Here is a 12,366-nt window from a genome sequence, read left to right as displayed (position 1 = left end):
CTCCTTACACCCTTTTTTCACCAAAATCCCTCCCGACCTACTTCCGAACTTTTTCGTTCCCTTCCGATAGCTTAGATGTCTCACTTTTAGGGGTATACACTTTGCCAAAGTTTAAAACTTTGGCAAAGTTAAAAGCCTGTCTTGCTACGACTGCCTGTGCGGCTCGCACCTTTGGCAAAGTTAATCTCCTTTGGTTCAATCTTGTAACTCGCACCTCATTTTCTAATTTATCAATTAACCACTAACCACTAACCATTAATCATTAACCATTTAATCAACAGCCTTTTACCTTTTACCTTTTACCTTTTACTTAAATAATTTTCAGAATTATTTTTGCATTTCCACAAAAAGCATTACTTTTGCCGTTTGATTAATAACACCAATACAAATTTATACTTTTATAAACGATTTATAAACAATGGCAGTACTCGAAAAGATTAGAAGTAAAACCGTATTCCTTATTGCGATTATTGGGCTCGCCCTCTTCGCTTTCATTATCTCCGACTTCATAGGTAAAGGGCGCTTTAGCAACCGTACGCCCAACGAAATAGGTAGCGTAAATGGCGAAGAGGTACCTATCGATGCATTCCGTCAGCAAGTCGAAAATGCTACTCGTCAAGCTAACGGACAAGTATCTAGCATCGAAGCCGCTAAATACGTGTGGGAACAGAACGTCCAACAAATCCTACTCAACCAACAAATCGAAAAATTAGGTCTCAGTATAGAAAAAGACCAGATTTTAGCAATTCTTGCTAAAACACCGCTCGCTCAAAACCCTCAGTTTGTAAATGAGTACGGAGTGTTCGACGCAAATAAATTCACCAACTATTTGGCTACCCTCAAAAACACCAATCCGCAAGCCTATGCTCAGTGGAAAATGCAAGAAGATGCTATTATCGAAGATGCTAAACAGCGAATGTATTTCAGCCTTATTCGCGCAGGTCTCGGCGTTACCAATACCGAAGCCGAAATGGAATACCATCAAGAAAAAGACCTCGCCGATATCAGCTATGTAGCGTTGCAATACAGCTCTATCGATGATAAGAGCGTAAAGGTAACCGATAGCGAGATACAAGATTATATCAAGAAACACGAAAAACAGTTTAAGCAAGAGGCTTATCGCAATATCCAATATATAGTAGTGAGCGAAAAACCATCGCAAACCGATATTGAAACCGAAAAAGAAAGCCTACTCAAGCTCTTGCAACCCGAAGTAGTGTTTAACAGCAAAACCAATAAAAACGATACTATTGCAGGCTTTGCTAAAACAAAAAACATCAAAGATTTCGTAGACCGTCATTCCGATGTGCCTTACGATAGCACTTTTGTAAATAAAGACAATCTTCGTTCTTCTTACGCCGATACTCTTTTTAACCTTCCGGTAGGCAAAGTGTTCGGTCCTTATCAAGAAGACGGAAGTCTCAAACTCAGCCGTATGATTGCCAAACAACCAGGCGGTGCTGTGAAAGCAAGTCATATTCTTATAGCCTACGCCGGCAGTCAGGCAGCTACGCCTAATACTACCCGTACTAAGGAAGAAGCTAAGGCAAAAGCCGAAGAGCTTTTAGCTCAAGCCAAAGTAGCAGGTGCTGATTTTGCGCAACTCGCTCGTGAAAATTCCGAAGAACCAGGAGCTGTTTACAGTGCAGGCGACCTCGGGTTCTTCTCCAAAGGCGGTATGGTAAAACCTTTTGAAGAATTTGCTTTCAACAATGCTGTAGGTACTATCGGTATAGTAGAAACCGATTTTGGTTTCCACGTAGTAAAAGTAACTGATAAAGCCGAAGCAGTGAACATCGCTACTATCAGCCGTAAAGTAGACCCTTCCGAAGCGACTATCAACTCTCTTTTCTCTAAGGTAACCAACTTCGAAATGAAGGCAGCTCAAAATCCCAAAGAGTTTGCTAATATTGCTAAAAAAAGTGAACTTTCAGTGCTCCGTGCCGATAACCTACATAAGAACGACGACCAAATTATAGGATTGGGCTCTAACCGTTCTATTGTACAATGGTTGTTCCAAAAGGACACTAAAATAGGTGATATCAAGAAATTCACCAGTGGTGGTAACTATATTGTAGCCCAATTGGTAAAACAAGGCGAAGAAGGTATTAGCTCAGTACAAGAGGCTACTCCTATGGTAAAACCAATTCTCATTCGCGAGAAAAAAGCCGCTATCTTAAAAGAGAAAGCCAAAGGCAATAGCCTCGAAGCTATCGCTTCAGCTAACAAAACCGAAGTGAAAAGCGCTGCGAACCTCATAATGAAAAACCCGACTATTATAGGCGAAGGACGTGAACCTAAAGTAGTAGGTGCTGCCTTCGGACTCAAACAAGGTCAGCTTTCTAAACCTATCGACGGCGAAAATGCGGTATACGTAATCCAACTTACCTCAGCTACTGTAGCTCCTGCATTGGACAACTACAAAACCTATGCTGAAACTGTTGAGAAACTCCGCACCGACCGTGCTGCTCAAGGTATTCTCAAATCATTGGAAAGTACTGCCACTATTAAAGAAAACCTAAGTGCTTTCTATTAATAAATAGAAATTAGGAAAATAGAAAACAGGAGTTAAAGATGTATGTCTTTAACTCCTGTTTTCTTACATTCAGTAATTTTTCAAATTTGCTAATTTGCTAATTATTTTTTACTTTTGCCAAAAAAAGAAGATTATGCCCTACATAATTACCATTACGGACAACAATCCTCAAGCTTTAGCTTTTGTAGAATATGCCAAGAAACTTGACTTTACAAAAGTTTCTATGAGCAAAGAGGTTGACGAAATTATCTCTTACAACGATGATTTAGAAGAAGATGAATACGGTATACCTATCAAATACCGCGAAGAAATAATGGCTATGAGTAAAGAGTCTAATAGAAATATAGCCAGACGTTGGAGAGAAGATCTCGCTAAAAAGAAAGAGAAACAAGCAATATGATAGTTATTTCAGATACTAATATTATCTATAGTTGTTTTTATAAACCCAATGGAGTAATTGCTAATATTTTAAAAGATAAAAAGAAAAACATTCAGTTTATAGCTCCTGATTACCTTTTAGAAGAAATAGAAGAACACTTGCCTAAAATTATGAAGAATAATAATCTTTCTAAAAAGCAAGCGAATATTCTTTTGGAAGAATTTATTCAGAACATTACTTTTTTTAAAGTAGATGATATTCCCCAACAATATTTAGATAAAGCAGAAGAAATAGCTAAGTTTGTCGATCCTGATGACTATCCTTTTATAGCTCTTCATTTTGAAAAAGGACACAAGATATGGACTTGTGACTTTGAACTAATTAAAGGACTAAAAGAAATGGGCTATGATATATGTGTGACGACCAAAGACCTTAAAGCCAAACGTTATAAAAAAACAACTGACTAACTATCCCCATTTCCTATTTTCCTCAGCTGGCGCGAGCTTGTAGTTCAGCTGGCGCGAGCTTGTAGCTCGTGCCCATTCTAATTTTCAAGTTTGTTAATTATTTTTTATCTTTGCATCACCAACCTTTTACCTTTTACTTTTTATCTTTTACCTAAACAAATGGATTTAAGCAACTACCGAAAAACGTACAACAAGCGTGCTCTTTTAGAAAACGATGCTCCTGAGAATCCTATGCAGCTCTTTCAAACCTGGTTCTACGAAGCCGATGAGAGCAACAGTGTAGACGAAGCTAATGCAATGTCAGTAAGTACCATAGGGCTCGATGGTTACCCAAAGACCCGCGTAGTACTCCTCAAACAGTACACTTACGAAGGCTTTATTTTCTACACCAATTACAACAGCGAAAAAGGGAAAGCCATTCTCGCCAATCCTCACTTGTGTTTATCTTTCTTCTGGCCATCTCTCGAAAGGCAAATCATCATCAAAGGTATTGCTGAAAAAGTCCCTGCTAATACCTCCGACGGTTATTTTGAGTCACGCCCTTTGGGTAGTCAGTTAGGGGCAATAGTATCGCCACAAAGCCAAGTAATCCCTTCAAGAGAATACCTCGAAGAGCACCTGCACGCATTAGAAAAACAATACGAAGGCAAAGAAGTACCCCGTCCTGAGCATTGGGGAGGTTTCTTAGTCCGACCACAAAGCCTTGAATTTTGGCAAGGACGCCCTAATCGTCTACACGACCGTCTGCGTTACACCCTTACTCAAGACTACGATTGGAAATTAGAGCGATTAGCACCGTGAAAGAGTCGCACACTTTGCCAAAGTTTCAAATTTTGGCAAAGTTGAATTGTCAATTTTATGGATATTCTCTCCGCTGATGTGAGTTTGTAGCTCGTTCCATAATAATACAATATAAATCCTATGATAGAGAAAGATTACCTCAAACGGCAAATAGACCTTTTCTTTGAAGAGCTCACCGCACTATTGAGCAAAAAGCCCGCAAAAGAAGAGCAACTCAAATATTTGGACTACTTAGCCGAAAAATATACTCCACACACACTTACTTATTTCATCAATACTCCTACAGATACAATACTTTTAGCCTATAAAAATAGTGAAGATACCTTAGAAATCATCTCAGAACTATTGTTTTTTTTCGATGATAAAGCTACCCTCCAGAAAACCGCTGATATTATAAAATACCTCAATCGTAGCAGCAAAGAATATTCTTTCAGAAGAAATACTCATTTACAAGAACTCATACATAAGTTACAATAACCTTTGGTTAATTTACTAATTTGTAACTATTTCTTATTTTTCACATTGGAAAAAACATTGTTGTACGATGTGATATTTTATTGTATTTGCTTAATAAATAACTATTTGCGTTAATAATAGCAAAAGAGGATAAAAAATATTTTCACTTTCCTGCACGTAAATAGAAATAAAAATATTACCTTTGTAGCTCAAAAAAACTTTTTGATAAAAACCAATGACAGTAGAAGTAAAAAAAGAAGGTAAATTTTCATACATCGAAAAAGGTGAGGGCACACCTATCATTATCTTACACGGCTTGATGGGGGGGCTTAGTAACTTTGAAGAAGTAGTTTCTTTTTTTTCCAGCAAATATAAAGTGGTAGTCCCCGAACTGCCTCTCTTCTCTATGCCTTTGCTCACAACTTCAGTGAAAACATTGGCTAAATATATACAGAAATTCATCAAACACAAGAAGTTTGAAAAAGTAATCCTGCTTGGCAATTCACTTGGTGGACACGTAGGTTTGCTCTATGCTAAAATGCACCCTAAAAACGTACTCGGATTAGTGCTTACAGGTAGTTCTGGGCTATACGAAAAAGCAATGAGCGATGGCTATCCACGTCGTGGTGATTACGATTTCATCAAAAAGAAATGCGAAGAAGTGTTCTACGACCCCGCTGTAGCTACTAAAGAAATTGTAGATGAGGTATTTGCTAATATCTCCGACCGTTCTAAACTTATCAAAACTTTGGCACTTGCCAAAAGTGCTATCCGCAACAATATGGCAAAAGATTTGCCTAAAATGGAGACCCCTACTTGCCTCATCTGGGGTAAGAATGACAATGTAACCCCTCCTAAAGTCGCTGAAGAATTCTACGAACTATTGCCTAATTCCGAACTGCATTGGATAGACAAATGTGGTCACGCCCCAATGATGGAGCACCCTCAACAGTTCAACGAGATTTTAAATAAGTGGCTTGAAAATAGATAGGAGGTAAGATGATAAAAAAAGCTGAATTTGTGATGAGTAACTCTCAGGTGAGTAAGTGCCCCAAGGAAAACTTACCTGAATATGCTTTTATAGGGCGTTCCAATGTAGGGAAATCGTCGCTTATAAATATGCTTACCAATCACAAGAATTTGGCTAAAACTTCAGGTCGCCCTGGGAAAACCCAACTCATCAATCACTTCAAAATAGACAATAGTTGGTTTTTAGTAGACCTCCCTGGTTATGGGTATGCAAGAGTGTCCAAAGAAACTAAAAAGGTATTTCAGCAATTTATTACTAAATATTTTGAGGAGCGACAGCAATTGGTATGCGCATTTGTATTAGTAGATGTGCGCCACGAGCCCCAGAAGATAGATGTAGAGTTTATGCAATGGTTAGGCGAACACGGCATTCCGTTTGCTGTTGTCTTCACCAAAGCCGATAAACTCAAACCTTTGGTAATTGAACGCAATATAGCTGCTTATCAACAAGTACTCCTCGAAACTTGGGAAGAATTTCCACCTTATTTCGTCACTTCAGCCGAAAACAAAACCGGCAAAGAAGAACTAACCCATTACATCGAACAAATCAATAAATCAATTGATAATTGACAATTGTCAATTATCAATTATCAATTGTTAAAATACTTCTGATATTACTTTCACTATATTATCCGATTTTCCCATTGAATAGTAGTGCAAAACAGGTACCCCAGCGGCTTTGAGCTCTTTGCTCTGCTGAATTGCCCACTCTATACCCACTTGTTTAACCTCGTTGTTGTTCTTGCAGGCTTCTACTGCTTTGATGAGCTCTTCGGGGAAGTCTATTTTAAAGGCTTGTGAAAGCAGGTTGAGGTGCTTTTTAATAGCAATAGGTTTAATCCCTGGTATGATAGGTACATTGATGCCTGCTTCTTTGGCTTTCTCTACAAACTCAAAATACTTCTGATTGTCGAAAAACATTTGTGTTACTACATAGTCGGCACCGGCATCAACCTTTTCTTTCAGGCGCGCCAAGTCCGAGGTGAGCGAGGGGGCTTCAATGTGTTTTTCAGGATACCCTGCTACCCCTATACAGAAATTAGCCTTATGGTCGGCAGCAATACCGTTGAGGTAAATCCCCTTGTTCAAATTACTGATTTGAGTAACGAGTTCGGTAGCGTAAGTATGTCCGCCCTCAGTAGGCTGAAAGTAGCGTTGTTCTTTCATCGCATCGCCGCGCAAAGCCATTACGTTGTCAATACCCAAGTAGAGGCAATCTACCAAAAGGTACTCAGTTTCTTCTTTTGAAAAACCACCGCAAAGCACGTGAGGTACTGTATCTACCTTGTATTTATGCTGAATAGCCGCGCAAATACCCACGGTACCAGGGCGCATACGGGTTACTTTTTTTTCCAATAGCCCATTGGGGTGTTCAATGTAATAATACTCCTCGCGTGAGGTAGTTACATCTATAAACGGAGGATTGAACTCCATTAGGGGGGCTATGTTTCGGTATAGCTCTTCAATATTATTTCCCTTTTTAGGAGGTACTACTTCAAAGGAGAAGAGCGTTTTTCCTTTGGCATTCTTAATATGGTCTGTTATTTTCATATTTTCCTTTAAATTCTTCTTTTGCTATCAGTGTATATTGTTTCACAAAGTCTGTTTTGTGAGCGGTATAAGCATCTCGGTCGTGCTCAAAAAGCTTCCAAAGAGACAATTTAAGTGTTTCATAGTCTTTGGCTACCGATGGGTGTGCTTGTAGTTCATCGCGAAAATAGAGTTCATCATTATCGCCTTCATAACGCAAGTGCAAGTGAAATACACGTTCTGCAAACCCATTAATAGTATAGCCTTTATTAAAAGAAATCCTATCGTTTGCTTCATTCATACATAGATAACCTGATTGTAAAATGACTTCTTTTAGCTTCTGAAATGAACTGTCTCTCTTCACTTCTAATAACATATCTACAATAGGTTTGGCTTGTATCCCTTCCACAGCAGTACTACCTATATGGCTTAGCCGTACCACTTCGTTAGAGGGTAATTGTTTTAAAAGGAAACTGCGTTCTTCCTCATACCATTCTTTCCACAACGGGTTGTGCTGCGTAAGATTGATAGGGAACAGTTGCCACAATTCCTGCAACGACATTTGTAACAAAGGATTTTCTTCTTGATTCATAGTCCTAACCCCTAAAACCTACTTTTCTCTGCTAATCTTAAAATATCGCCAAATACCCCACGTGCAGTTACCGAAGCGCCTGCTCCTGCTCCTTGTATCACGATAGGGTTATCGCCGTAAGATTCGGTGTAAATTTCAAAAATAGAATCGGCACCTTTTACCTGACCAAGGGCACTGTTGCGCGGAACTGATACGAGCGATACGTCTAACTGTACCGTTTCGGTAGAAGCTAAGTCGCCGTGAAGGTCGCCTACATAACGCAGTACGTGGTCGGGGGCTTGGGCTTCTTTGATTTGCTGATAAGGCGCATTGAACTCGTCTAAACGTTGCAAAAAGTCTTCCACAGAGCCTTCTCTTAAATGTTCGGGGATAAGGTTTTGTATCTTCACATCGCTGAACTCATTGCCTAAATCGAGTTCGCGGGCTAAAATGAGCAGTTTGCGACCTACATCATTACCACAAAGGTCTTCACGAGGGTCGGGTTCCGTATAACCACTGTTGATAGCGTGCTGGAGCACCTCGCTAAACGGCTTGTTTTCTGCTGAAAAGGTGTTGAACAGATAGCTGAGCGTTCCTGAGAAAATTCCCTTGATACGGGTGATGTTCTCGCCCGAATGGTGCAAGAGGCGAATAGTGTCTATCAGTGGTAAGCCTGCCCCCACATTGGTTTCGTAGAGATAAGTTTTTTGGTGTTGTTTGAGAGTTTTACGTAGCTCTTGGTAAAAGTCAAACGAAATAGTATTCGCTATTTTATTAGCTGAAACCAAGTCGTAACCGCTCTTGATAAGTGGAATATAGTTGTCTACAAAGGTTTTGCTGGCGGTTACATCTACGGCGATAAGGTTCTCCAAGTGATGTTTATCTACAAAGGCTTGCAAAGTGTCGAAACTATAAAGCACAGCTTCTTTATCGAAGGCAGAGCGCCAATGACTGCCAATTCCTTTTGCATTGGTGAGCAGTTGTTGTGAATTAGCAATCGCAACGATGCGCAAACTGATATTCTTGCGGTGGAGTATATTGTCGTGTGCGGCAATCACTTGGTCGATGAGGGTAGCCCCTACGGTACCTTTACCAAAGATTACCAAATTGATACGGCGTGAAACCCCAAAGATTTCACCGTGGATTACGTTCAATGCCTTGTGGAGTTTTTCGGTTTTGAGTACCAAACTCACGTTTCTACCTGTAACGGCATTATTGATGAGCAAAGGAACGATTTGGTTGCGTATCAGTGCGTTATAAGGGTGGTGGAAGGTAGCAAGCGGTTGCCCTACGATAGAAATTACGGCTACATCTTCTACGATACTCACACTGCTCACATCATTGGTGTAGAAATCGTGTGAGAATTCCTCGTCTATAGCAGCTTTAGCAAGTTTAGCATCTTTAGAAGCTACTACCAAACCTACCCCGCGCTCCGATGAACCTTGTGAGATGATACTCACACTGATACCTTTTTGTGCGAGGGCTTTAAAAATGCGCGCATCTACGCCCACTTTGCCCAAGAGTCCGCGACCTTCCATCACGATAAGGGCATTGTCTTTAATTACTGAAATAGATTTGATGCCCTCTTGCACGCTTTCTTGGTGAATGAGCGTGCCGGCGTCTTCACTGTTAAAAGTGTTTTTGATACGCAACGGAATGCCTTTTTCAATGAGTGGGATAATAGTTTTGGCGTGGAGTATAGAAGCTCCAAAGTTAGCCAATTCATTGGCTTCTTCGTAAGAAAGATGACGTATAATTTTGGCTTCGGGTACTAACTCAGGATTGGCAGTGAAGATACCATCGACGTGGGTGTAGTTTTGCAGTTCGGAAGCGTTGAGGTAGTTAGCCAAAAGTGCTGCCGAATAGTTGCTGCCATTGCGCCCCAAGGTAGTAGTGTCGCCTTTTTCGGTGGAAGCGATAAAGCCCGTAACCACTGCCACACAATTAGGAGGAATGGTTGCAAAGCGGTCGCGAGTGAGTTTTTCGGATATTGAGTTGATGATTTGCGCATTGCCTACCACAGCATCGGTTTTGAAGATTTCACGGCTATCCACAAAAGTACTTTCCAAGCCTTTTTGCTGAAGTAGTGCTACCACAAGCTTAGCCGACATCAGTTCACCTTGTGCCAATACCAAATCTTTGGTCTTAGGGCTGTAGTCTTTCAGTAGCGAAACGCCTTCAAGGAGCTTTTCGAGCAACTGAAATTCGGGCTCAAACGATACACTATCGTTATACTGCTGTTCGTCTTTCAGCTGTTGAAAGTCGGCAGTATAATCCTCGCCTTTACTCGCTTTTTCGAGCAAAGCCTCTAATTCGTCGGTAGTGTTGCCTCGCGCTGAAACTACTACTGATATAGGTTCAGTTTTAGCAAGCCCAGCAATGATACTGAGTACCTTTTCAATGCCGTCATTGGCAAGTGATTTTCCACCAAATTTTAATATCTTCATTTGTTTACTTTTTATCTTCTACTTTCTTGAAAGTAATTTCTCCTTTTTTATCATTACGCACCACAAACTCATCTCCTCTAAGTTTTACAATTTTAAAACGACTTACCTCATCTTTAATAGCATTTCCTATATCAAAAAAGCTCATCGGAGTTTTAGTGAGGTAAAATTCTAAATCATAGCATAAATTAAGGTCTATAGATTCCACTTTATACATAGATTCGTGATTATAGGTGAGTAATAAAGCACACTTTTCATTCGTCTTAGGTACTTTTATAATCAATTTCCCATTTTCGTCAGTATCCCCTCCTGTAGGCGCTCCTTCTTTAAACAGAGAAACATCTACATTCGGTAAAGGCTTCTTTTCTAAATCGTATACTGTTAAGTTTAAAGTGATGTAATCTTTATAATTAGTATAAGGTTCAGCAATATAATATCCAGGGTATTTTACCTCTGTTAAATCGTAATTTAATACTAAAGAATCCTTCGTGAGGGTGTAATGACCTTTGCCATAATGAACAATTCCTAACTCACCTTCCTCAGCATAATCAAAAATGCCATTGCTATAAAACGTGTAGGTATCAGTAGCACAACACTCTATGTGTATTTCTTTCTCCTTTATATAATACTTACCTTCTATTTTTCTCTGCGCAAAAGTAAACGCATATGCACTTATAAAAAATAGCAATAATAAGAGGAGTTCTTTATTTGCATTTTGAGCTCCGTTGCTTTTAGCTATAATATTGAGCCCATTATCCATCAATAATTTATCATCAATCATTAATTAAACACTTTCTTTAAATACTGTTCTAACTGTTTGTGTTCTATCAGGAAAGCATCGTGACCGTGTACGGAGTGGATTTCGTAATAATCTACGGGTTTTCCCATTTCGCGCAGTTCAGTTACGGTATCGCGGTTCTCTTGAGGAACGAAATACAAATCGGAATCAGTGCTTACAATGGTGATGTGTGCGGTGATAGGCGCTACAGCCTCGGCAAAACTACCGCGTTCTTTTGAAATATCTATCGTTTTTACCAATTGGTTCATCAGTTTGTAGGCGGAGAGTGAAAAGCGTTTGTGTAGCTTGTCGCCGTGGTGTAAGAGCCACGTTTCTACATTGTACAACTGCAACGGAATGTTAGTAGTGCGCTCAAACTTCAGTTTCAACGATTGAGGTGTGCGGTAACACAACATCGCGTGGAGACGTGCATCGTGCAAGGGGTGTGTAGAGTTTTTGAGTATCTGCTCTTGCAAGAGGCAGTTACCAATAATCCAGTCAGTTGCTTTCCAATCGGCAGCTACAATTACGAGTTCTTTGAAAAGGGTAGGGGCGAGGGCAGCCATTTCCCAAGCAATACCGCCGCCTAACGAGCACCCTACGAGGGCAAACACTTCATTGAGACCTAAATGCTCAGTGAGCCCTTTGTTGAAAATGCGCGCTACATCTATACCCGCCCAATGCTCATAGTTAGGAATCATATCTTCTTCGCGTGCTCCAAAACCATTGCCAGGGATATTAAAAGCCACTACTGTGTATTTAAGGGTATCTATCAACTTCCCTTCACCAATAGCTTCTTTCCACCAACCGTTTTCACCCGTTACTTGTGAATTACCTGTAAAAGCGTGATTCACCACTACCACCGGAGCTGTGCCTAAGGCTTTTCCAAACACTTGATAATACACCCTAAGAGCGGGAATACGCACCCCACAAGAGGTAACGAAATCAGTAAGAGGGTAATGTAGAATATCGGACATAAAGGCGTTGCGAAATAGTTTATATGAAAAGCATTTAGATATATTTAGAATTATTTTCTTTTTCAGATACTCTAATCGGAAAATAATTCTGTGTTAAAACGCTATTATTTTTATATTGATTTTGAAAGGCGCAAAAGTAAAAATAATTTTCTAAATAGACAAATAGTTTTTATTACATTTATTTTAATCATTCAGAAAGGCAAGGGAATTAGCAAATGAGGTAAATGCCAATAATGCTAGAAATACCAGAAATGTCAATAATACCACTAATAATCAACTTTGGCAAAGTTTGAGATGAAAAAGCGATGTGTTAGGAGGGGTTGGAGGATTCGGAAGGAAACGAAAGATTTCAGAAGAGAGTTGGGAGGTTTTTTGGTGAAAAAAGGGTGTAAGATGGG

Annotated in this window: 13 protein-coding genes; 8 read left to right on the top strand and 5 right to left on the bottom strand. The window is 39.8% G+C overall.

Annotated elements, in window-relative coordinates; genetic code table 11:
- The 8 genes from HMPREF9078_RS12095 to yihA form a co-directional block, all read left to right on the top strand.
- Positions 1–245 (top strand): hypothetical protein (locus tag HMPREF9078_RS12095; RefSeq protein WP_009419255.1); only part of this gene is annotated, 245 nt, incomplete at its 5' end.
- 173 nt (positions 246–418) lie between these two features.
- Positions 419–2,536 carry a peptidylprolyl isomerase gene (locus tag HMPREF9078_RS02960; protein ID WP_009419254.1) on the top strand — a complete coding sequence of 706 codons (2,118 nt, stop codon included), beginning with the start codon at positions 419–421 and terminating at the stop codon, positions 2,534–2,536.
- A gap of 133 nt (positions 2,537–2,669) precedes the next feature.
- Entirely contained in the window at positions 2,670–2,936 is a 267-nt protein-coding gene (locus tag HMPREF9078_RS02955; protein WP_009417540.1) for a hypothetical protein, read from the top strand.
- Entirely contained in the window at positions 2,933–3,382 is a 450-nt protein-coding gene (locus tag HMPREF9078_RS02950) for a PIN domain-containing protein (RefSeq protein WP_009419253.1), read from the top strand. Before HMPREF9078_RS02955 ends, HMPREF9078_RS02950 begins: the two co-directional genes overlap by 4 nt.
- 159 nt (positions 3,383–3,541) lie before the next feature.
- Entirely contained in the window at positions 3,542–4,183 is a 642-nt protein-coding gene (gene pdxH, locus HMPREF9078_RS02945; protein ID WP_009419252.1) for a pyridoxamine 5'-phosphate oxidase, read from the top strand.
- A 120-nt stretch (positions 4,184–4,303) separates the two neighbouring features.
- Entirely contained in the window at positions 4,304–4,660 is a 357-nt protein-coding gene (locus HMPREF9078_RS02940) for a hypothetical protein (RefSeq protein ID WP_009419251.1), read from the top strand.
- Positions 4,661–4,874: 214 nt separating this feature from the next.
- Positions 4,875–5,630, top strand: a complete 756-nt coding sequence (locus tag HMPREF9078_RS02935; protein ID WP_009419249.1) for an alpha/beta fold hydrolase — start codon at positions 4,875–4,877, stop codon at positions 5,628–5,630.
- Positions 5,631–5,638: 8 nt separating this feature from the next.
- Positions 5,639–6,238 carry a ribosome biogenesis GTP-binding protein YihA/YsxC gene (gene yihA, locus HMPREF9078_RS02930; protein ID WP_009419248.1) on the top strand — a complete coding sequence of 200 codons (600 nt, stop codon included), beginning with the start codon at positions 5,639–5,641 and terminating at the stop codon, positions 6,236–6,238.
- 27 nt (positions 6,239–6,265) lie between these two features.
- Here the strand turns inward: yihA and metF are convergent, their stop codons facing one another.
- The 5 genes from metF to HMPREF9078_RS02905 are packed head-to-tail and all read right to left on the bottom strand — an operon-like array spanning position 6,266 to position 11,968.
- Positions 6,266–7,219 (bottom strand): methylenetetrahydrofolate reductase [NAD(P)H], encoded by a 954-nt coding sequence (gene metF / locus HMPREF9078_RS02925; RefSeq protein WP_009419247.1) that lies wholly within the window; start codon positions 7,217–7,219, stop codon positions 6,266–6,268.
- Positions 7,197–7,790 carry a GrpB family protein gene (locus HMPREF9078_RS02920; protein ID WP_009419246.1) on the bottom strand — a complete coding sequence of 198 codons (594 nt, stop codon included), beginning with the start codon at positions 7,788–7,790 and terminating at the stop codon, positions 7,197–7,199. Before HMPREF9078_RS02920 ends, metF begins: the two co-directional genes overlap by 23 nt.
- Before the next feature lie 11 nt (positions 7,791–7,801).
- Positions 7,802–10,216, bottom strand: coding sequence for a bifunctional aspartate kinase/homoserine dehydrogenase I (thrA, locus tag HMPREF9078_RS02915; protein ID WP_009419245.1), 2,415 nt, complete (start codon positions 10,214–10,216; stop codon positions 7,802–7,804).
- A gap of 4 nt (positions 10,217–10,220) precedes the next feature.
- Positions 10,221–10,994 (bottom strand): hypothetical protein, encoded by a 774-nt coding sequence (locus tag HMPREF9078_RS02910; protein WP_009419244.1) that lies wholly within the window; start codon positions 10,992–10,994, stop codon positions 10,221–10,223.
- Positions 10,994–11,968 carry an alpha/beta fold hydrolase gene (locus HMPREF9078_RS02905; protein ID WP_009419243.1) on the bottom strand — a complete coding sequence of 325 codons (975 nt, stop codon included), beginning with the start codon at positions 11,966–11,968 and terminating at the stop codon, positions 10,994–10,996. The genes HMPREF9078_RS02910 and HMPREF9078_RS02905 overlap by 1 nt, the downstream gene beginning before the upstream one ends.
- Positions 11,969–12,366: the final 398 nt, after the last annotated feature.

The organism is Capnocytophaga sp. oral taxon 380 str. F0488, from assembly GCF_000318255.2.
Taxonomy (GTDB): Bacteria; Bacteroidota; Bacteroidia; order Flavobacteriales; family Flavobacteriaceae; genus Capnocytophaga; species Capnocytophaga ochracea.
This window is presented reverse-complemented; position numbering and strand designations above follow the sequence as displayed.

Coding starts and splice junctions, on each gene's coding strand:
- HMPREF9078_RS02955 (WP_009417540.1), top strand. CDS start 2,670: ATGCCCTACATAATTACCATTACGGACAACAATCCTCAAGCTTTAGCT.
- thrA (WP_009419245.1), bottom strand. CDS start 10,216: ATGAAGATATTAAAATTTGGTGGAAAATCACTTGCCAATGACGGCATT.
- pdxH (WP_009419252.1), top strand. CDS start 3,542: ATGGATTTAAGCAACTACCGAAAAACGTACAACAAGCGTGCTCTTTTA.
- yihA (WP_009419248.1), top strand. CDS start 5,639: ATGATAAAAAAAGCTGAATTTGTGATGAGTAACTCTCAGGTGAGTAAG.
- HMPREF9078_RS02935 (WP_009419249.1), top strand. CDS start 4,875: ATGACAGTAGAAGTAAAAAAAGAAGGTAAATTTTCATACATCGAAAAA.
- HMPREF9078_RS02940 (WP_009419251.1), top strand. CDS start 4,304: ATGATAGAGAAAGATTACCTCAAACGGCAAATAGACCTTTTCTTTGAA.
- HMPREF9078_RS02950 (WP_009419253.1), top strand. CDS start 2,933: ATGATAGTTATTTCAGATACTAATATTATCTATAGTTGTTTTTATAAA.
- metF (WP_009419247.1), bottom strand. CDS start 7,219: ATGAAAATAACAGACCATATTAAGAATGCCAAAGGAAAAACGCTCTTC.
- HMPREF9078_RS02960 (WP_009419254.1), top strand. CDS start 419: ATGGCAGTACTCGAAAAGATTAGAAGTAAAACCGTATTCCTTATTGCG.
- HMPREF9078_RS02905 (WP_009419243.1), bottom strand. CDS start 11,968: ATGTCCGATATTCTACATTACCCTCTTACTGATTTCGTTACCTCTTGT.
- HMPREF9078_RS02920 (WP_009419246.1), bottom strand. CDS start 7,790: ATGAATCAAGAAGAAAATCCTTTGTTACAAATGTCGTTGCAGGAATTG.
- HMPREF9078_RS02910 (WP_009419244.1), bottom strand. CDS start 10,994: ATGATTGATGATAAATTATTGATGGATAATGGGCTCAATATTATAGCT.